Here is a 19182-nt window from a genome sequence, read left to right on the forward strand (position 1 = left end):
CTTAAACCATTGGACCCTACGTGAAATTCATTATCGACCACATTTTTCTGTTTGCCATCGTCATTATTTCCGGCGGCGCCCTCCTCTGGCCACTGCTGTCGATGCGCGGCAAGCGCGCGACCGTGCTGGAAGTCACGCAACTGATCAACCGCGGAAAAACCATCATCGTCGACGTGCGCAGCGCGGAAGAATTCGCCACGGGCCACTTGCCTGACGCAAAAAATATTCCGCTGCCGGAACTGGCAAAACGCCTGGGCGAGCTGGAAAAATTCAAAACGCGCCCCATTGTAGTGGTTTGCCAGAAAGGTTCGCGTTCGGCAACCGCCGTCGGCCTACTGGGCAAAGCTGGTTTCGCTGAGGCAACGAGCCTGGAAGGCGGCCTCGACGAATGGAAGAAGCAAGGTTTGCCATTGAAAACCTTGTCGCTGGCGAAATAAGCCGGCCTTAACTGAAGGAATCATCATGACCGTACCTGTTATTGTTTACAGCACCGCCGTGTGCCCGTATTGCGTGCGCGCCGAGCGCCTGTTGGAATCGAAGGGCGTCGCCGTGCAAAAGATCCGCGTCGACCTCGACCCGGAAGAGCGCATCAAGATGATGGAACGCACGGGCCGCCGCACGGTACCGCAAATCTATGTGGGCGATACCCACGTGGGCGGATTCGACGATTTGTATGCGCTCGATCAAGCTGGCAAGCTCGACCCCTTGTTAAACGGCACGGCAGCCTGATATAAAGCGGGTTCCAGAAATTGCTTGGTTTTTTGTCGTATTGTTTTGATACAATTGCCCTCGCACCTGATCTGGCCGTGCCTATCCGGCACGGTTTGAATACCGCAAGTACCATATTTGAACGGTGTGCCGTTCTTGTCCCTTACAACGAAAGCGTTCCATGTCTGACGAAAATCTGCAACCAGTCTTCCAAATCCAACGCGTCTACCTGAAAGACATGTCGCTGGAACAACCAAATTCCCCAGCTATTTTCCTGGAACAAGAAGCACCAGCGATCGAAGTGGCTCTGGACGTGGGCGCTACGCCTCTGGCCGACGGCATCTTCGAAGCCACCGTCACCATCACCGTGACCGCCAAAGTCGGCGAAAAAGTCGCTTTCCTGGTTGAAGGCAAGCAAGCCGGTATCTTCGAAGCACGCAACATTCCTGCCGATCAACTCGATCCGCTGCTGGGAATCGGCTGCCCGAACATCATCTACCCTTACCTGCGCGCCAACATCGCCGACGTGATCACCCGTGCCGGCTTCCCGCCAGTGCACTTGGCCGAGATCAACTTCGAAGTGTTCTACCAACAACGTCTGCAAGCTATTGCTGACGCCGCTGCCGCAGCACCAGCAGCCAGCGAAACGCACTAAGAACATCTCACCAAACCTGCTGCGCGGCGCGCCTTGCGGCCTGTGATGCTCGCTGTGCTCTAGCACAGCTGCGCTTCTCGGCCACAATGCACTGCCGCTCGCGACGGTTTTGTGAGTGTTCTATACTGCAGGTAAGAAACGGCGGCCTGGCCGCCGTGTTTCGTTAAGGTTCAAAATATCATGTTGAAAAGTGCGCTCTTGAGCAAGTTCCGCTGGATGGCCGGCGCCGTGTTGCTGCTGGCGACCGCCGCCAGCCACGCCGTCGATTTCAAAACGGTGGGCGCCGCCCCCGTGATCCTGTACGACGCGCCATCCTCCAAGGGCGGCAAGCTGTACGTGGCGCCACGCGGCATGCCGCTGGAAGTCGTGCTCAGCTACGGCGAATGGGTCAAGGTACGCGACGCCAGCGGCGAAATGGCCTGGACGGAAGCCAAGGGCCTGTCGGCCAAGCGCAACGTCGTGGCGCGCGCCGCGAACCTCAGGGTTCGCGCCAGCCCCGACGACACCGCCTCCGCCATCCTCCTCGTCGACAAGGGCGTGTTGCTGGAAATGAGCGAGCAAGCGAGTTCCGGCTGGGTCAAGGTGCGCCACAAGGATGGCCAGAGCGGCTACGTCAAGACCAGCGAAGTGTGGGGCCTGTAAGCACCGCGTCCGTTCCCCCTGCCCGTTTGAGGTTGCATGCAAGTTTCTCCTGAAGTCACTCCCGATAGCATTCCCGCCGCCCGCAAGATCACCATCCTGGGCGCCGGCGCCTGGGGCACGGCCGTGGCCATGGCCCTGGCCGGCCGCCACGACGTGCTGCTGTGGGGCCGCAACGGCGAGGCCATGGCCGCCATGGCCGCCAGCGGCGAAAACAGTTATTTGCCGGGCTTCCCATTGCCGCCGCAACTGCGCATCAGCGCCGATTTCGACGCCGCCGTCGCGCATGCCGCGGGCGAACAGGGCCTCCTGATCGCCGCCTGCCCCGTGGCGGGCTTGCGGCCCATGCTGCACCAATTGAAAGACAAAGCCATCGGCAACCTGGTGTGGCTGTGCAAAGGGTTTGAAGGCGGCACGGGCTTGCTGCCGCACCAGATCGTGCAGGAAGTGCTGGGCGACAAGATTCCCGGCGGCGCCCTGTCCGGCCCTTCGTTCGCGCAGGAAGTGGCGCGCGGCTTGCCGTGCGCGCTGACCATCGCCTCGCACTGCCCCGCCTTGCGCGCCGGCGTCGTCTCGGCCTTGCATGGCGGCACCATCCGCGTGTATGCGAGCGACGACCTGGTGGGCGTGGAAGTGGGCGGCGCCGTCAAGAATGTGCTGGCCATTGCCACGGGCGTGGCCGACGGCCTGGGCCTGGGCTTGAATGCGCGCGCCGCGTTGATCACGCGTGGCCTGGCGGAAATCACGCGCCTGGGTACGGCCTTGGGTGGCCAGACGGAAACGTTCATGGGCTTGACGGGCATGGGCGACTTGATTTTGACCTGCACGGGCGACCTGTCGCGCAACCGCCGGGTCGGCCTGGGCTTGGCGCAAGGCAAGGCGCTGGACACCATCGTGGCCGAACTCGGTCACGTGGCCGAAGGCGTGCCCTGCGCCAAGGCCGTGCGCGAACTGGCGCGCCGCATGGGCGTCGACATGCCGATCACCAATGCCGTGGCCGGCGTGCTGTTCGATGGAGATTTGCCGCACGTCATGGTGCAGCAGCTGCTGTCGCGCGACCCGCGCGCAGAGGCGGCCTAAAGCGTCCTGACGAGCCAGGAAAACCTAGCGCCCCGCCTTGTGCATGAGTATAGTCAGTAATAATAAGCTGTCTTCGCGCGCCTCCAGGGCATGCGCCTGGCCGCCGAGCAGGTACAGCATCTGCCCCGGCCCCAGCACTTGCACGCCGCCATGCGCTTCCACCGCCACCTGCCCTTGCAGGCACAGCAGGGTGATTTCACCGAGCACATGATGCTCGGGCATGGTCTTGCCTTTGGGCATGCACATGCGGATCAGTTCCAGTTCATCCGTCTTGGCCAGCGCAATGGCGGAAAACTGCGACAGGTCGTCGCCGTCCCTGCGCAGCACCTCGATCACCTGTCCTGAACTTGCGTGCTCCAGTGCCATCATGTGCTCCTTCAGCAATTACTCGGTGACTTCCTCCGGCTCTTTCGCGCCGCGCATCCACTCGACCAGCGGCCACGCATCCTTCAAGCCTTCCGCCAGGGTCGGCAGCAGTTTCTCGGGGGCGTTGACGGGCAGCGGCACTTCGGTCCAGACAAAAAAGCTCTTCAGCTTGATGAATTCGATATGTTCGGCGTCCGCGTCAAACCCCTTCGGCGGGCGCTGCAGCTTGCCCTCGTTCTGGATGGTGCCGAAGCGGGCCTTCAAGCGCTTATTCTTCAGCACTTTGGAAAAACCTGGCGCGTCGTTGACCATGTGCTCGCGCAGCGCCTTCAGGCGGCCAGGCGGCGGCATGTATTCGCCGGCGCCGAACAGCAAGTTGCCCTGGCCATCGATCTGCAGGTAATACGTGGGGCCGCCCGCCTTGCTGGGACGGCGCATGTCGTTCGGCGCGATGGCGGCCGAAAAACGCGTCTTATACGGGCTTTTATCGTGGGCAAAGCGCACGTCGCGGTTGATGCGGAACATGGCCTTCTTCGGATTGCAGTATTTCACGGCCGGATCGAACTTGCCCAGTTCACCGATCAGGCTGGTGACCAAGGCGAGGAATTCCTCGCGCAGGATGTCGTAGCGGGGCTTGTTCATCACAAACCAGGGACGGTTGTTGTTGTCGCTCAGTTCACGTAAAAATTGGGTCAAATCACGCACATGCATGTGTCAAATTCCGATCAGCAACTATTTGGAAAGCTCTTTCGGGATGGGGCGCTTGCCCACCATCACGTCGAGTGCCGCTTCGCGATTCTTGCGCAGCACCGTCATTTTAGCTTTTTCGCCGGGCGGCAGTTGGGCGATCAGGTTCAGCATTTCCGTCGTGTCGCCCACGGGCTTGCCTTGCACCGTCAGCAGGATGTCGCCGGGCACGATGCCCGCCTTGTCGGCCGGGCCGTTGCGCACCACACCGGCGATGATGGCGCCGCTGGTGCGCTGCAAGTTGAAGCTTTGCGCCAGTTCGGGCGTGATGTCCTGCGTTTCCACGCCGATCCAGCCGCGCACCACGTGGCCATCCTTGATGATGGCTTCCATCACCGTCTTGGCCGTCGAGACGGGAATGGCGAAGCCGATGCCGACGGAACCGCCGCTTTGCGAGTAAATCGCCGTATTGATGCCGATCAGATTGCCGCGCGTATCGACCAGGGCGCCGCCCGAGTTGCCGAAGTTGATCGCCGCATCCGTCTGGATGAAGTTTTCAAAACTGTTGATGTGCAGGTTGTTGCGGCCCAGGGCGGAGATGATGCCCATGGTCACCGTCTGGCCCACGCCGAACGGGTTGCCGATGGCCAGCACCACGTCGCCCACGCGCGCCAGTTCCGACTGGCCCAGCACGATGACGGGCAGCTTGTCGAGGTCGACCTTGATGACGGCCAGGTCCGTTTCCGGGTCCAGGCCCACCACCTTGGCCGGCGCCTTGCGGCCATCGGTGAGCACCACTTCGATTTCATCGGCGCCTTCGACCACGTGGTTATTCGTCAGCACATAGCCTTCATGGCTGACGATGACGCCGGACCCGAGGCTGTTTTTCAAGTCGTCGTCATCCCCGTCGTCCGGGTCGCGGTCGCCGAAGAAACGTTTGAAGAAGGGATCGCGCGCCAGCGGATGGGCGCCGCGCTTGGGCACTTGCAGGGTGAGGATGTTGACGACGGCGGGCATGGCGCGCGCCGCCGCGTCGCGGTAGGAACCGGGCGCCAGGCTGCTCGACGCCGTTTCCACCACAGGTACCGGTTTGGCGGGAGAGCCCAGTTGCTGTACCCGGCTGGCCGGGCGCAGCGCGCCGTACACAAAGTACAGCGCCAACGCGATCGTCACGGTTTGCGCAAACAATAACCAGAATCGTCGCATACAGTTCTCTGCCCAGGTCAGCCGGCCCGTGCCGGAACGACTTATTTTGCCAGATCGTTGCTATTCTGTCCGTTCTTCTGCAGGGAGTCGCGGATTTCACGCAGCAGCACGATGTCTTCCGGCGTGGCCGGTGCGGCTGCCGGCGCGACCGGTTCGCTGCGGCGGGCCTTGTTCATCAGGCGCACCATCTGGAAGATGATGAAAGCGAGAATGACGAAATTGAGCAGAATGGTCAGGAAGTTACCGTAGGCCAGCACGGCGCCCGCCTTTTTCGCTTCCACCAGGGTCAAAGTGGTAGCTTGGCCATTCAGGGGCAGGTAGTAATTGGCGAAATCGAGGCCGCCGAAAATGCGGCCGATAGGCGGCATGATCACGTCTTGCACCAGCGAATCGACAATCTTGCCGAAGGCGCCACCGATAATGACACCGACCGCCAGATCGACGACGTTACCCTTCATTGCAAATTCTTTAAATTCTTGCATCATTGCCATGAATTTCTCCTTCGGATAGATATAAAAACATGCCGATCATACTATTGATTCCTGGTGACACCAACTTGTGGTTGCCAGCAGGACCAATTCCGGCACAGCCATGCGCATCTAGTTCGAAAGAACTAGCCACCTCCTGCAAAAGTATATAAATTATGGTACAAGCAACGTTTTTGTTTTATTCGTTGTTTGCTTCACTTATAATTTGCGGTTGCCAGAAGTGGCTTTTTCACTTCCGGATAATCAACAAGAAACTGGCACGGGCTGCGCCATTGGCCGAAGTTCCGCAGGGATGTTGCCACGTTACCGTACAAAGATGCGGATCGCGGCAATCAGTGGGATAGAGCTTCGGCGACGGGTTTTTCGCGGCTGCCACTCATAATAAAGATTCGCATTTTGACTGATTGGGGTTTGCATGAGTAACGAAAAGCAGGTCGATTCAGGCCGTCGCGGCTTGCTCGTCGCCACGTGCGCGGCGGGCAGTGTAGTTGGATTGGCAACCGCGGGAGCCTTGGTAAGCACCTTCCAGCCGTCGGAGCGCGCGAAAGCGGCTGGCGCGCCGGTCGAAGTAGACATCACCACCTTGCAACCCGGCGAAATGCGCACCGTCGAATGGCGCGGCAAGCCGGTCTGGATCCTGAAGCGCACGCCGGAAATGATCGCGTCCCTGAAAAAGACCGACGGCAAAGTCGCCGATGCCAATTCCCAACGCAATCCCGCCGAATTCACGCCTGAATACTGCATGAACGAGGCACGCTCGATCAAGCCTGAAATTCTCGTCGCCGTCGGCATCTGCACCCACCTGGGCTGCTCCCCTTCCTCGAAATTTGCCCCCGGCCCGCAACCGTCGCTGCCCGATGACTGGGAAGGCGGCTTCCTGTGCCCTTGCCACGGCTCCACCTTCGACATGGCTGGCCGCGTGTTCAAGAACAAGCCGGCGCCGGACAACCTGCAAGTGCCGCGTCATATGTATCTGAGCGACACCAAATTGCTGATAGGTAAAGACGAGAAAGGCGAGGCTTGATCATGGCTGCTTTCAAAGAAACGAAGTTCCCGGCAGACGCTCCCGTCGCCGAAAAAGCGCTGGGCTGGGTCGATGACCGCTTTCCCCTGACCAAGCTGTGGAACGACCAATGGGGCAAGTACTACGCCCCGAAAAACTTCAATTTCTGGTACATCTTCGGCTCGCTGGCCATGCTGGTGCTGGTCTTGCAGATCGTCACCGGCATTTTCCTGACCATGCACTACAAACCGGATGCGGCCCTGGCCTTCAATTCCGTCGAGTACATCATGCGCGAAGTACCGTGGGGCTGGCTGGTGCGCTACATGCACTCGACGGGCGCCTCGGCCTTCTTCATCATCGTCTACCTGCACATGACGCGCGGCCTGCTGTACGGCTCGTACCGCAAGCCACGTGAACTGATCTGGCTGTTCGGTTTCGCCATCTTCCTGTGCCTGATGGCCGAAGCGTTCTTCGGCTACCTGTTGCCATGGGGCCAGATGTCGTACTGGGGCGCCCAGGTGATCGTCAACCTGTTTGGCGCCATCCCGCTGATCGGCCCTGATCTGTCGCTGTGGATCCGCGGCGACTATGTTGTTTCCGACGCGACCCTGAACCGCTTCTTCGCCTTCCACGTGATCGCCATCCCGCTGGTACTGCTGGGCCTGGTTGCAGCGCACTTGATCGCCCTGCATGAAGTCGGTTCGAGCAATCCGGACGGCATCGAAGTGAAGGAAAACCTGGGCGCCGATGGCCACCCGGTCGATTCGATCCCTTCGCATCCGTACTACACCGTGCATGACCTGTTCGGCGTATCGATCTTCCTCGTCATTTTCAGCGCCGTCGTCTTCTTCGCGCCGGAAATGGGCGGTTACTTCCTGGAATACAATAACTTCCTGCCAGGCGACTCGCTGAAGACCCCGCTGCACATCGCGCCAACCTGGTACTTCACGCCGTTCTACTCGGTGCTGCGCGCCACCACGGCCGACTTCATGTACGTGCTGATGGGTGTCGTGGCTGCCTACGTGGTGTTCATCTGGCTCAAGTCGCGCCTGTCGACGATCGTCAAGTCGGTCATCGCCGGCATCGCCATCGTCGCCATCATCGGCATGCTGCCGCAGGTGCTGGATGCGAAATTCTGGGGCGTGGTGTTCTTTGGCGGCTCCGTCGTGATCCTGGCGTTCCTGCCATGGCTGGACCATTCGCCCGTGAAATCGATCCGCTACCGTCCGACCTGGCACAAATACATCTATGCCATCTTTGGCCTGTCGTTCCTGATCCTCGGCTACCTCGGGACCCAGGCGCCAACGGATACCAAGACCATCGTGTCGCAAGTGTGCACCCTGATTTACTTCAGCTTCTTCCTGCTGATGCCATGGTGGAGTGCCATGGGCAAGTTCAAGACCGTGCCGTCGCGTGTGACGTTTCACCCGCACTAAGCCGCTCTCACGCCACGCTCAAAGGACATACATCATATGAAGATTGCAAAAAAACTGCTCGCCATCCTGGCCCTCGTGCCCGCCATGGCTCTCGCCAGCGAAGGCGGCTTTCCGCTGGACAAGGCGCCTGACCGCCAGACCAACATGGCAGCGCTGCAGCATGGCGCCAAATTGTTCGTCAACTATTGCTTGAATTGCCACTCTGCCGTGTCGATGCGCTACAACCGCCTGCGCGACCTGGGCTTGACGGAAGACCAGATCAAGCAGAACTTGTTGTTTACCAGTGATAAAGTGGGCGACCTGATGACGACAAGCCTGGCAGCGCAGGACGCCAAGGCCTTCTTTGGCGTCGTACCGCCCGATTTGTCGGTAATTTCGCGCGCGAAATCATCTTCCGCTGGCACAGGCGGCGACTACCTGTATACTTACCTGCGTACGTTCTATAAAGACGACACTCGTCCGACCGGCTGGAACAACATGGTCGTGCCGAATGTTGCCATGCCGCATGTATTATGGGAATTGCAAGGTGTCCAGACTGCCAAGTTCGTGGAAGAGAATGATCCGCACGAAGCTGGCAAGAAGATCCACAAATTTACCGGCTTCGAGCAGGTCAAGCCAGGTACGTTGAACAAGATCGAGTATGACAATGCGGTAGCCGACCTGGTCGGCTACATGGAGTGGATGGCCGAACCGGCACAGCAAACACGCAAGCGCCTGGGCGTGTGGGTGCTGCTGTTCCTGTCGGTCTTTGCTCTGCTGGCATGGCGCCTTAACGCGTCGTTCTGGAAGGAAGTCAAATAAGTGAGGCGCCGGCCATAGGCCGGTTTATGCCTGTTTCTGCGTTGTCCGCATGAGTGGACAAGCGACCTGGGGTGAGCCGTTCGCGGCTTCACCCCCTTTGTTTCTAAGGAACTATAAAAAATGATGGTTCTCTATTCGGGTACAACCTGCCCATTTTCGCAACGCTGCCGCCTGGTCCTGTTTGAAAAAGGCATGGACTTCGAAGTGCGCGACGTCGACCTGTTCAACAAGCCGGAAGATATTTCGACCATGAACCCGTATGGCCAGGTGCCTATCCTGGTCGAACGCGAACTGATCCTGTATGAATCGAACATCATCAACGAGTACATCGATGAGCGCTTCCCGCATCCGCAACTGATGCCGGCCGATCCGCTGATGCGTGCCCGCGCGCGCCTGATGCTGTTCAATTTCGAAAAAGAACTGTTCGTGCACGTGCACGTGCTGGAAAGCGAACGCGCCAAGAGCAACGACAAGGCCCACGACAAGGCACGCGCGGAAATCCGCGACCGCCTGACGACCCTGGCGCCGCTGTTCCTGAAAAACAAGTACATGCTGGGCGACGAATTCTCGATGCTCGACGTGGCTGTCGCGCCGCTGCTGTGGCGCCTGGACCACTACGGCATCGAACTGTCGAAGACGGCCGCACCGCTGATGAAATACGCCGAACGCATCTTCTCGCGTCCAGCCTATATCGAGGCATTGACCCCTTCCGAAAAGGTCATGCGCCGCTAAAGATAATCCCGGCAGGCCGCGCCTGCCGGGATATCTGCGTCTTTTGAATTACCGGTGCGTCTGTTTGAAAAAGGCATGGACTTCGAAGTGCGCGACGTCGACCTGTTCAACAAACCGGAAGACATTTCGACCATGAACCCGTATGGCCAAGTGCCTATCCTGGTCGAACGCGAACTGATCCTGTATGAATCGAACATCATCAACGAGTACATCGATGAGCGCTTCCCGCATCCGCAACTGATGCCGGCCGATCCGCTGATGCGTGCCCGAGCGCGCCTGATGCTGTTCAATTTCGAAAAAGAACTGTTCGTGCACGTGCACGTGCTGGAAAGCGAACGCGCCAAGAGCAACGACAAGGCCCACGACAAGGCACGCGCGGAAATCCGCGACCGCCTGACGACCCTGGCGCCACTGTTCCTGAAAAACAAGTACATGCTGGGCGACGAATTCTCGATGCTCGACGTGGCTGTCGCGCCGCTGCTGTGGCGCCTGGACCACTATGGCATCGAACTGTCGAAGACGGCTGCACCGCTGATGAAATACGCCGAACGCATCTTCTCGCGTCCAGCATATATCGAAGCGCTGACGCCATCGGAGAAGGTCATGCGTCGTTAAGATATTCCCGGCAAGCCACGCTTGCCGGGACATCTTGGGCCACGTGTTAAAGCGGTTTTTTGCGCGAGCCAAGTCTTTTGAATTACCGGTGCGCCCGCCTTGCGGGGGCGCTCCCGCCTCACAGTGCCTACCATGTCTGAAATCTCAACCAAACCTTATATGCTGCGCGCCATCTACGAGTGGTGCACCGACAGCGGCTACACGCCTTATCTCGCGGTCAAAGTCGATTCGCGCACCACGGTACCGATGGAATACGTGAAAAAGGGCGAAATCGTGCTCAACATCAGCTTCGGCGCCACCAGCGGCCTGAAGATGGACAACGACGCCATCCGCTTCCACGCCCGCTTTGGCGGCGTCTCGCGCGAAATCTACGTGCCGGTCGACAACGTGATGGCCATCTACGCCAACGAAAACGGCCAGGGCATGGCCTTCGAGCCCGTGCTGGGCAACGATGACCCCGACGCGCAACCGACGGACAGCCCCGCCTCCGCCGACGTCCCGCCGCCAGTGCTCGCCCCGACCGCCAGCGCCCCGACCCTGTCGTCCGTGCCGACCAGCTCCCCCGAACAACGCGACAACGCCACACCCGGCGACGACGAGCCACCAAAAAAAGGCGGCCGTCCGACCCTGACACGCATTAAATAGCGTATAATTCGCAACGCGCAGTTTTTGCCGACTTAGCTCATTTGGTAGAGCAGTTGATTTGTAATCATCAGGTGGCCAGTTCGAAACCGGCAGTCGGCACCAGAATTCAGTAGGAAATCAAAGGGTTACCCGCTTCGGCTGGTAGCCCTTTTTTCTTTTCCTCCGCCTGCGGGACACTACCGCAACCATTACAACCCATCGCCGTAGAGACAAACAGTTGGCATGACGCATTGCTGCACCGCGCAATGACTATCAGCACATTTAGGCGCAAGATGAGCACGTGCTTGCGCAAAGCAGGCTCCCGATGTCTGGCTTGCCTACCTGGGGAAATATCATGTCCGCACACACTTACAAGCTGATCGAACTGGTGGGAACTTCGACCGAGAGCAGCGATCAGGCGATACGCGATGCCATTGCCAAGGCGGCGCTGACGGTCAAGCACATGGACTGGTATGAAGTGACCGAGTCGCGCGGGCATATCGTCGACGGCAAGGTGGCGCACTTCCAGGTCACGCTCAAGGTCGGCTTCCGGCTCGAATAAAGGAATCGAGCAAGGCAGGCGGCGCGTTCAGCGCCGCCCGGCTACTGCCCGGCTTTCCAGCCACTCCCGGCCGCCGCTGTCCAGCGCGGTCTCGATGACCTTTTCCGGCAAGCTGTAGACGGTCGCCCAGCTGGCGCGGCCGTCCTGCGTGTTGGCGGGAAAGCTGTGCGTCTCGATGGGCCAGTGGTATTTGCGTTTCAGCGCTTTCACGATGGCGGCCAGCGAGACGCGGCCCTGCAGCGGTTCGGCGCCGGACTGGTCGCGGTTCGACAGCAGCACGGCCAGGACCTGGCCGCGGCCCGTGCGTGCGCCGGGGAAGGTGGGGGGTTTGTTTGCCATGGCCTATTTTACCGGGCAATTATCGGCGAGAGGCAATGTGCCGCACCTTTGATCTGGCGCAAACGCCGTAGCGGCTTTGCGGCCACGATGGGCGTTCCGCCAGACTGCCGGCGCCCCTCCGGCAGCCTGGGCTTGATACAAGGGGCAAAGGAGGACATCATGCACAGCCTGAACATCCACGCCATGCAATGGCAGCCCGTTGCCGATATTTCCGCCGTTAATCCGCTGCTACCTGAAGACCTCGCCTGCTTTCGCGAACTGCGCGACGTGCTGCAGCGTTATGGCGCGCTCGACCGCTTCGGCATTTCCCTGATCCACCGCCATTTCGACATCGCCGATGACGAAGAATTGATGGAGTACACGGATGCGGAAGCACGCACCCTGACGGTAAAGCCTGTCAAGAAAAGCGACATCGACTGGCAGCACACGACGATTACCAACTGGAAACTGACAGAAGACGAGGAAGTGGCGCGCATCGGTTGCGGTTGCGCACGCAATTCGGGTGGCCACCTAGGCTATCACCGCGGTACTTGAACCCTCCGTCTGCCGCGTCCCTGAAAGGTCCTGCCATGGATGATCCCAAACTCAGCAAGTCACGCCGCAGCTTTGTCGAAGGTATGGCCGGCGGCGCGCTGGCCGCCTTGGCCGTGCCCACGGCTGCACAGCCGGCGGAGGCGCCGGCGCCCGCCGGACCCAGGCCGCTGGCGCCCGGCTATCCGCGTCCGCCGTTTCCCGTCCAGCAGCAGCCGTGGCCGGGCCTGGCCAGCCGCATGCAGCCCCGGCCCGACCATGGCGAAACCAGTTACAAGGGATCGGGGCGCCTGATGGGGCGCAAGGCCTTGATCACGGGCGGCGATTCCGGCATCGGACGGGCGGCGGCCATCGCCTTTGCGCGCGAAGGGGCCGACGTGGCCATCAACTACCTGCCGGCCGAAGAGCCCGATGCGCAGGAAGTGCTGCAGCTGATCCGCGCGGCCGGACGCAAGGCCGTCGCCATCCCTGGCGACATCAAAAGCGAGGCGTTTTGCCAGCGCCTGGTCAGCGAAGCGGCCCGCCAGCTGGGTGGCCTGGACATTCTGGTCAACAATGCGGGCCGACAATTCTCGCGCGACTCCATCCTCGACATCAGCACGGCGCAGTTTGACGAAACCTTCAAGACGAATGTCTATGCCATGTTCTGGATCACGAAAGCGGCAGTGCCCCTGCTGCCAGCCGGCGCCAGCATCATCAATACCGCCTCCGTGAATGCCTACGATCCCGGCGAGAACATCATCGATTACGCCGCCACCAAGGGCGCGATCATGATTTTTACCAAGGGGCTGGCCAAGCAGCTGGCGAAACAGAATATCCGCGTCAATGCCGTCGCGCCCGGCCCCTTCTGGACGGCATTGCAAGTGACGGGCGGACAATCACCGGACAAGATTCCCACGTTCGGCCAGGATACACCCGTGGGACGTCCGGGGCAGCCAGCGGAACTGGCGGCCGTGTATGTATTGCTGGCCTCGCCGGAATCGAGTTACGCCACGGGCCAGGTGTATGGCGCCGTCGGCGGACGCGGCGGGCCCTAGCGCGCCGTGACGTCGGCGCCACCGCCACGCGCCAGGCGGCGTCGGCCTTTCTTACACTTTGCTTCCGTCGGCTCAGTCCGCTTTACGCAAGCCCTTGATTCAATATGCTTTTTTTGTGTGGCACGCAAGCTGCTTATCACTGTCTACGAGATGAATCCAGGCAAGCCATTCTGGATTTTTTATCCCCCGGATTTTCCGAGACTGACTACGATAAGAGGCTGCGATGAACGTCGATCACACACGAAGCAAGACCCTGGGTTGGCTGGGTGCACTGGCGGCGGCAAGCTTGCTTGCCAGCGGCCAGGCACAGGCCGGCGCGTACGGCCTGGCCGTCAACGAATTGAACTCTTTCCGCATCACCACCAGCGCCGGCGCGCTGTCGCTGGCCGGTGCCAACCGCAATGCCAGCGACAGCGCCTTCTTCGAGGGCGGCGTGGCCGTCAATCCGCGCGCCGTCAATACAGGCCCGGCCGCCAACGCCGACGTGCTGCAAGTGTGTTCGGGCGGCGGCTGCGGCGGCTTGCCGCAAAATAACTACGCACCCAGCCCCAGTTTCACCCTGGAGTTCGCACGTGGCGACGCGCATGCCTTTGGCAACATGCTCAATGGAGGCTCCACCGTGCGCGCCGTTGCGGAAGCACAGCGCGACACGGTCGGCGCCGCCACGGCCACGGCAGGCGATACGCTCACCGGCTCCGTCAACCTGACCCTGTCGAGCGCCGGCTTCATCACCTTCAACTTCATGGGACGGCGCGACCTGCGCACCAGCGTGACGACGATGGGTGACAAGTCGAGCGTGTCGATCATGGATATCTTCAATATCTCGTGCAATACTTCCAGTCCCGTGGGCTGCCTGTCGAACGCGAATGCCGATGGCGTGATCTTCCAGTTCGCTCCCGATGGCGACGCCAACAATGGCAGCGACGTCAATGGCAACCATACGGTCGGCAGCCTCGATCCCTTCAGCCTGAACATGACGGCCGGCACCAACGACCCGGCCACCGGGCGCGCCTTCACGAATGGCTTTGCGATGTTTTCGCTGACGTCGAATTTCGCCCTGCCCGCCGGCAGCTACACCTTGAACTTTTCCAAGTCCACGCGCACCGACATCGTCGTCATTGAACCCTTGCAAGTACCGGAACCGGGCACCCTGTTCCTGCTGGGCACGGGACTGGCAGCCCTGGCTTTTACGCGTCGCCGGCAGCCGAAATAATCCGCAGCATGAAAAACACGCGGCGCCCGCAAAGGCGCCGCTTTTTTTATGCCGGCAGAGATGTGTTAGCCGAGCCGCGCCAGCGCCCGGCGCGCCAGTTGCAATTGCTGCAGATAATAGCGGTGCAGCATGGCGGGGTCGCTCAGGTCGCGCCCCAGTACCAGGCGCAGCTCGCTGGCGGGGCAGTCGGCAGCCTGGATCTGCACCTGGGTACGCGCCTGTGCGCCAAGCTGGCGGGCCAGCTGACGCGCCGCCTGCTCCTGCGCGGGCCGGTATTCGACGCGCGTGCGCGCCACCTGGAAGCTGGTTTCATTGGCCAGGCGCACCACCTGCACGGGAGCACCGGCCAGGCTGCGCGCCAGCGCGGCGGCCAGGCCGGGCACGCCGTTGCCATTCACAATTTCCAGGCGCGGATGCGGCGCGCCGGCCACAGGCGCAGCCGGTACCGACGCGCTAACGGGCAGGCTGCGCTCCGCCGCCGGCACGCGCCGCAGGCGGGCCATGCCATCGCTCTGCGTGATCTCCACGCGCGCCATCGCGCGCGCATCCGGCACCGGCGCGGGCACTGACACAACCTTCGGCGACGTCTCGCCGCGCAACAAGGCCATGTCGCGCCGCACATCGTGTTCCTGCAAGCTGGCCGTCTGGCGACGCATGACGGCCGCGCGCGCGTGCTGTCCCAGCCGTTCCAGCACCTGCGCCAGGTGCCGCCAGGCCAGCGCATTGAGCGGGTCGAGCAGGCAGGCCTGTTCCAGCGCAGTCAACGCTTGCGCATCGCGTCCGCTTAAATAATAGGCATGACCGAGATTGCTGAACAGATAGGCCTGCCGCGGCTGCGGCGTGCCCGCCTCCTGCGTCAAGGCCAGCCAATGGGCGATCGCCGCGCCATGTTCGCCCCGCTGCGCATGCAGCACGGCCAGGCCGTTGCGCGCGTTCAGGTGGCGCGGTGCCGCACGCAAGGCTTGCTCATAGGCCGCTTGCGCGGCGGGCAGGTCGCCCGCGTCAAAATGCTGGCGCCCCGCGACATAGGCCGCATCTGCATCGGCAAAGGACGGCGCGTGCGCCGTGTGGCTGGCGCAGGCGCCCAGACCCAGACAGGCGCAGGCGGTGGCCAGGCGGGATATCGTCAAGCGCATGGTGACTCCTTTCAGCGGCTGGCCATGGCCGGCACCAGCACGCGATAGACTTCGATCACGGCCGGCCCCATGAGCACCAGCATCAGGGTGGGAAAGACGCAAAAGATCAGCGGGAACAGCAGTTTCAGGGCGATCTTCGCTGCCGCCTCCTCGGCCAGCAGGCTGCGCTTGCCGCGCAGGTTTTCCGAATGCACGCGCAGCGAATCGCCCATGCTCGTGCCGAAGCGTTCCGATTGAATCAGCATGGCGACCAAGGTGTCGACGTCTTCCACGCCGCTGCGCAGGGCCAGGTTGCGCAGCGCCTTTTCCTTGGAAAAGCCGGCGCGCATTTCCATCAACACCAGCTGCAATTCCTGCGCCAGCACCATGCTCTTGATATGGATTTCGCCCGACACCTTCACCAGCGCACGCTCCAGGCTCAGGCCCGCTTCCACGCACACGGTCAGCAAGTCGAGTGCGTCGGGGATGTTTTCAAAGATGTCGCGCTGGCGCCGCTTGGCCGTGCTGGCCAGCACCAGGTTCGGCAGGTAATAGCCGATGGTGGCGCTGACGCACAGCAGCAACAGCAGCACGCTGCGCAGCTGCGCCGCCATGGCGCTGGCCGCATACAATCCCAGCACGGTGGGAAACAGCAGGGCCAGCACGCTTTTTGCCGCAAAATATAAAGCCGGCGCGCTGGCCTGGCGCCAGCCCGCGTTCATGAAGCGCGTGCGCAGCGGCGAGCGCTCCCACCCCTCTTCCGGCAGCGACAGCTTGCTGAACGGCTGCGCCACGCGCGCCACGCGCTCCACCCAGCCGTTTTCCACCACCGCCTCGCTGGCGGCCGGCGCCGTGGCGCCAAACAGGCGCTGGCGCAGGGTGCCGGGAAAGAAGATCACCCACGCCAAGAGAGCCAGCGCCACCACCACGGCAAAGACAATCACGAGAAACAGCAGTTGTGCACCGCTCATACCGCCCCCTGTTTTAGATGCGGATGCGGATCACGTTGCGCATCCAGACCACGCCCAGCGCCACCATGCCGGCCGCGTACCACAGCAGTTTGATGCCGCTGGGATCGGTCCACAGCAGGCGGATGTATTGCGGGTTGACCAGCGCCATGACGCCGATCATCACCACCGGCATCAGCCCCAGCACCCAGGCCGACATGCGCCCCTCGGCCGACAGCACGCGCACCTGCCCCAATAGCTTTAGCCGGGCGCGGATGATGCGGGCGATGCTGACCAGCACCTCGGCCAGGTTGCCGCCCGATTCGCGCTGCACCAGCACGGCGATGACGAGGTAGCGCAAGTCCGTCAGCGGAATGCGCGCGGCCAGGTTTTGCAGCGCCTCGTTCATCGGCACGCCGTAATTGATCTCTTCATGCGCCATCTTGAATTCGCCGCTGATCGGCTCATTGAGTTCATCACCCACCATCTGCAGCACGTTCGAAAACGAGTGCCCGGCGCGCAGTGCGCGGGCCAGGAAATCGGCCGCTTCCGGCAGTTGCGCCTCGATCTTTTTCAGCCGCGCCGCACGCGCGCGCAACACGCACAAGCACGGTGCGCTCACGGCGCAAGCCAGCAGCAGCAAGGTACCGGGCAAGGGCATGGAGCATGCCGCCAACAGCAGCAAGGCCGCCAGCAGCAAGGCTCCGGTGCCGCCCAGGAATTGCGCCACCGACCAGGACAAGCCCGATTGCAGCAGCAAACGATCGAGCCGCGCCGCCTGCGGCGCGCGCCGCAGCAAGCGCTCCAGGCCGGGCGAACGTGCATAGCGGCGCTGCTTGAGGATGGAGACCCGTTCGCCGCCCCCCTCGCCGCGCGCCGCCATCAGCCGCAGGCGCCGGTTGATGCGCCGCGCCGCGCTGCCGTGCGTGCCCGACCACCACAGCCAGGCGCCCTCCACCATCAGGATGCAGGCGGCGAACAGCAGCACGGCAAAGCCGTAGAAGACCAGGTCCATGATCCCTCTCCTTATTCATAAATTCGGTCGGGATCGAACACGCTGTCGGGCACGGGCGCGCCGAACATGCGCAAGCGCTCCGTAAAGCGGGGCCGCACGCCCGTGGCGCAGAAGTGGCCCTGCACCTTGCCGTCGGCATCGACGCCCGTCTGCTCGAAGCGGAAGATTTCATGCATGGCGATGATGTCGCCTTCCATGCCCGTCACTTCCTGCAGGCTGACCAGCTTGCGCGCGCCGTCCGTCAGGCGCGACACCTGCATCACCACCGTCACGGCCGAACAGATCTGCTGGCGCGTGGCGCGCGGCGTCAGGTTCACATTGGCCATGCCGACCATGTTTTCCAGCCGCGCCAGCGCGTCGCGCGCCGTGTTCGAGTGGATGGTCGCCAGCGAACCTTCATGGCCCGTGTTCATCGCCTGCAGCATGTCGAGCGCCTCGGCGCCGCGCACCTCGCCCAGGATGATGCGGTCGGGCCGCATGCGCAGCGCATTGCGCACCAGCGCGCGCTGGCTCACCTCGCCCTTGCCTTCGATATTCGGCGGACGCGTTTCCAGGCGCACCACGTGCGGCTGGCGCAGCGCCAGTTCGGCCGCATCCTCGATGGTGACGATGCGCTCGCTGCCGGGAATGAAGCCGGACAGCACGTTGAGCAGGGTCGTCTTGCCGCTGCCCGTGCCGCCCGAGATCAGGATGTTGACCTTGGCCTGGCCCAGCGCCTGCAGCACCTGCACCATGGGCGGCGTCAGGCTTTTGTAGTCGAGCAGGTTGGCGATGGTGAGCGGCTGCACGGCAAAGCGCCGGATCGACAGGATCGGTCCGTCGACGGCCAGCGGCGGAATGATGGCATTCACGCGCGAACCGTCGGGCAGGCGCGCGTCGACCATCGGACTCGATTCGTCGACCCGCCGTCCCACGCGCGAGACGATCTTTTCGATGATCTTCATCAGGTGCGCATTGTCGTGGAACGTCACGTCCGTCAGCTGCAGCCGCCCGCCCCTCTCGACATACACCTTGTCGCAGGTATTGACGAGGATGTCGGACACGCTGGCATCGGCCAGCAAGGGTTCGAGCGGACCGAATCCCAGCATCTCGTGCTGGATGTCGAGCACCAGGCTATGCCGTTCGTGCTGGTTCAGCACGATGCGCTCTTCCTCGATCACGCGCTGCACCAGCAGCGCCAGCTCGTGCTTGAACTGCTCGGCCGTCAGGCGTTTCAAGCGTTCCAGGTCGATACGGTCGAGTATCGTCTGGTGCATGGTTTTTTTCAGTTCCTGGTAGGCGTGCAGCGCCAGCGCGCCTTGTCCGTTCGTGGCGGGGCGCACCGTTTCATTCGCCGCCAGGCGTTCGCGTAAAGTCATCTCGGCTCCCATGATGGCCCCCGGC

Annotated in this window: 24 protein-coding genes and 1 tRNA gene; 16 read left to right on the forward strand and 9 right to left on the reverse strand. The window is 61.9% G+C overall.

The genetic code is table 11. The features are described 5' to 3' along the window. Positions 1-20 precede the first annotated feature (20 nt). From ASN89_RS24880 to ASN89_RS24900, 5 genes are all read left to right on the forward strand, one after another. Positions 21-437 carry a rhodanese-like domain-containing protein gene (locus ASN89_RS24880; RefSeq protein WP_046681994.1) on the forward strand — a complete coding sequence of 139 codons (417 nt, stop codon included), beginning with the start codon at positions 21-23 and terminating at the stop codon, positions 435-437. Positions 438-462: 25 nt separating this feature from the next. After that, entirely contained in the window at positions 463-729 is a 267-nt protein-coding gene (gene grxC / locus ASN89_RS24885) for a glutaredoxin 3 (protein ID WP_034753025.1), read from the forward strand. A gap of 160 nt (positions 730-889) precedes the next feature. Continuing rightward, positions 890-1363, forward strand: coding sequence for a protein-export chaperone SecB (gene secB, locus ASN89_RS24890; RefSeq protein ID WP_046681993.1), 474 nt, complete (start codon positions 890-892; stop codon positions 1361-1363). Positions 1364-1543: 180 nt separating this feature from the next. Beyond that, complete coding sequence (locus tag ASN89_RS24895; RefSeq protein ID WP_058051128.1) at positions 1544-2005, forward strand: SH3 domain-containing protein; 462 nt, start codon at positions 1544-1546, stop codon at positions 2003-2005. A gap of 36 nt (positions 2006-2041) precedes the next feature. Beyond that, complete coding sequence (locus ASN89_RS24900) at positions 2042-3082, forward strand: NAD(P)H-dependent glycerol-3-phosphate dehydrogenase (protein WP_046681991.1); 1041 nt, start codon at positions 2042-2044, stop codon at positions 3080-3082. A gap of 24 nt (positions 3083-3106) precedes the next feature. Here the strand turns inward: ASN89_RS24900 and ASN89_RS24905 are convergent, their stop codons facing one another. The 4 genes from ASN89_RS24905 to mscL are packed head-to-tail and all read right to left on the reverse strand — an operon-like array spanning position 3107 to position 5832. Next, a complete protein-coding gene (locus ASN89_RS24905) occupies positions 3107-3451 on the reverse strand; it encodes a hypothetical protein (protein ID WP_235432792.1) in 345 nt (114 codons plus the stop codon). 15 nt (positions 3452-3466) lie between these two features. After that, entirely contained in the window at positions 3467-4159 is a 693-nt protein-coding gene (locus ASN89_RS24910) for a DUF2461 domain-containing protein (protein WP_034753016.1), read from the reverse strand. A 21-nt stretch (positions 4160-4180) separates the two neighbouring features. Then, entirely contained in the window at positions 4181-5341 is a 1161-nt protein-coding gene (locus tag ASN89_RS24915) for a Do family serine endopeptidase (protein WP_082654743.1), read from the reverse strand. 41 nt (positions 5342-5382) lie between these two features. Next, positions 5383-5832: a large conductance mechanosensitive channel protein MscL gene (gene mscL / locus ASN89_RS24920; protein WP_034753010.1), complete on the reverse strand. Its 450-nt coding sequence runs from the start codon at positions 5830-5832 to the stop codon at positions 5383-5385. A 412-nt stretch (positions 5833-6244) separates the two neighbouring features. Here mscL and petA point away from each other — a divergent pair, with 412 nt between their 5' ends. From petA to ASN89_RS24960, 8 genes are all read left to right on the forward strand, one after another. After that, entirely contained in the window at positions 6245-6853 is a 609-nt protein-coding gene (gene petA, locus ASN89_RS24925) for a ubiquinol-cytochrome c reductase iron-sulfur subunit (protein ID WP_034753009.1), read from the forward strand. 2 nt (positions 6854-6855) lie between these two features. Then, positions 6856-8268 carry a cytochrome b gene (locus tag ASN89_RS24930; protein WP_046681988.1) on the forward strand — a complete coding sequence of 471 codons (1413 nt, stop codon included), beginning with the start codon at positions 6856-6858 and terminating at the stop codon, positions 8266-8268. 36 nt (positions 8269-8304) lie between these two features. Beyond that, positions 8305-9069, forward strand: a complete 765-nt coding sequence (locus ASN89_RS24935; RefSeq protein WP_034753006.1) for a cytochrome c1 — start codon at positions 8305-8307, stop codon at positions 9067-9069. 120 nt (positions 9070-9189) lie between these two features. Continuing rightward, a complete protein-coding gene (locus ASN89_RS24940) occupies positions 9190-9801 on the forward strand; it encodes a glutathione S-transferase N-terminal domain-containing protein (RefSeq protein ID WP_010394154.1) in 612 nt (203 codons plus the stop codon). A gap of 30 nt (positions 9802-9831) precedes the next feature. Then, positions 9832-10416, forward strand: a complete 585-nt coding sequence (locus ASN89_RS24945) for a glutathione S-transferase N-terminal domain-containing protein (RefSeq protein WP_152988681.1) — start codon at positions 9832-9834, stop codon at positions 10414-10416. Between the two features lie 132 nt (positions 10417-10548). Beyond that, on the forward strand, positions 10549-11061 hold the full coding sequence (locus ASN89_RS24950) for a ClpXP protease specificity-enhancing factor (RefSeq protein ID WP_046681987.1): 513 nt from the start codon (positions 10549-10551) through the stop codon (positions 11059-11061). A 26-nt stretch (positions 11062-11087) separates the two neighbouring features. Continuing rightward, positions 11088-11163: transfer RNA gene (locus ASN89_RS24955), tRNA-Thr, on the forward strand. A gap of 232 nt (positions 11164-11395) precedes the next feature. Further along, positions 11396-11602: a dodecin gene (locus ASN89_RS24960; protein ID WP_034753599.1), complete on the forward strand. Its 207-nt coding sequence runs from the start codon at positions 11396-11398 to the stop codon at positions 11600-11602. Positions 11603-11629: 27 nt separating this feature from the next. On the opposite strand, the gene ASN89_RS24965 is transcribed toward ASN89_RS24960, so the two are convergent. After that, the gene (locus ASN89_RS24965; protein WP_058051131.1) at positions 11630-11941 is read right to left on the reverse strand and encodes a hypothetical protein; all 312 of its coding nucleotides are present in this window, start codon (positions 11939-11941) and stop codon (positions 11630-11632) included. A 159-nt stretch (positions 11942-12100) separates the two neighbouring features. Between ASN89_RS24965 and ASN89_RS24970 the strand changes: the two genes are divergently transcribed. The 3 genes from ASN89_RS24970 (at position 12101) to ASN89_RS24980 (ending at position 14722) form a co-directional block, all read left to right on the forward strand. Then, positions 12101-12475, forward strand: a complete 375-nt coding sequence (locus ASN89_RS24970; RefSeq protein ID WP_052755468.1) for a hypothetical protein — start codon at positions 12101-12103, stop codon at positions 12473-12475. A 35-nt stretch (positions 12476-12510) separates the two neighbouring features. Then, positions 12511-13509, forward strand: coding sequence for an SDR family oxidoreductase (locus ASN89_RS24975; RefSeq protein ID WP_058051133.1), 999 nt, complete (start codon positions 12511-12513; stop codon positions 13507-13509). A gap of 223 nt (positions 13510-13732) precedes the next feature. Beyond that, the gene (locus ASN89_RS24980) at positions 13733-14722 is read left to right on the forward strand and encodes an EDSAP-1 family PEP-CTERM protein (RefSeq protein ID WP_058051134.1); all 990 of its coding nucleotides are present in this window, start codon (positions 13733-13735) and stop codon (positions 14720-14722) included. Positions 14723-14787: 65 nt separating this feature from the next. Here ASN89_RS24980 and ASN89_RS24985 read toward each other — a convergent pair whose 3' ends face one another. Genes ASN89_RS24985 through ASN89_RS25000 form a run of 4 tightly spaced genes read right to left on the reverse strand, consistent with a single transcriptional unit; the run spans position 14788 to position 19157 of the window. Further along, positions 14788-15858, reverse strand: a complete 1071-nt coding sequence (locus ASN89_RS24985; protein ID WP_058051135.1) for a LytR C-terminal domain-containing protein — start codon at positions 15856-15858, stop codon at positions 14788-14790. Positions 15859-15869: 11 nt separating this feature from the next. Next, positions 15870-16808 (reverse strand): type II secretion system F family protein, encoded by a 939-nt coding sequence (locus tag ASN89_RS24990; RefSeq protein ID WP_046681967.1) that lies wholly within the window; start codon positions 16806-16808, stop codon positions 15870-15872. Positions 16809-16821: 13 nt separating this feature from the next. Then, entirely contained in the window at positions 16822-17799 is a 978-nt protein-coding gene (locus ASN89_RS24995) for a type II secretion system F family protein (protein ID WP_058051136.1), read from the reverse strand. A gap of 11 nt (positions 17800-17810) precedes the next feature. Next, entirely contained in the window at positions 17811-19157 is a 1347-nt protein-coding gene (locus ASN89_RS25000; RefSeq protein ID WP_080698639.1) for a CpaF family protein, read from the reverse strand. Positions 19158-19182 lie beyond the last annotated feature (25 nt).

The sequence above is a fragment of the Janthinobacterium sp. Ant5-2-1 genome, from assembly GCF_001445815.1.
Taxonomy (GTDB): Bacteria; Pseudomonadota; Gammaproteobacteria; order Burkholderiales; family Burkholderiaceae_D; genus Janthinobacterium; species Janthinobacterium lividum_E.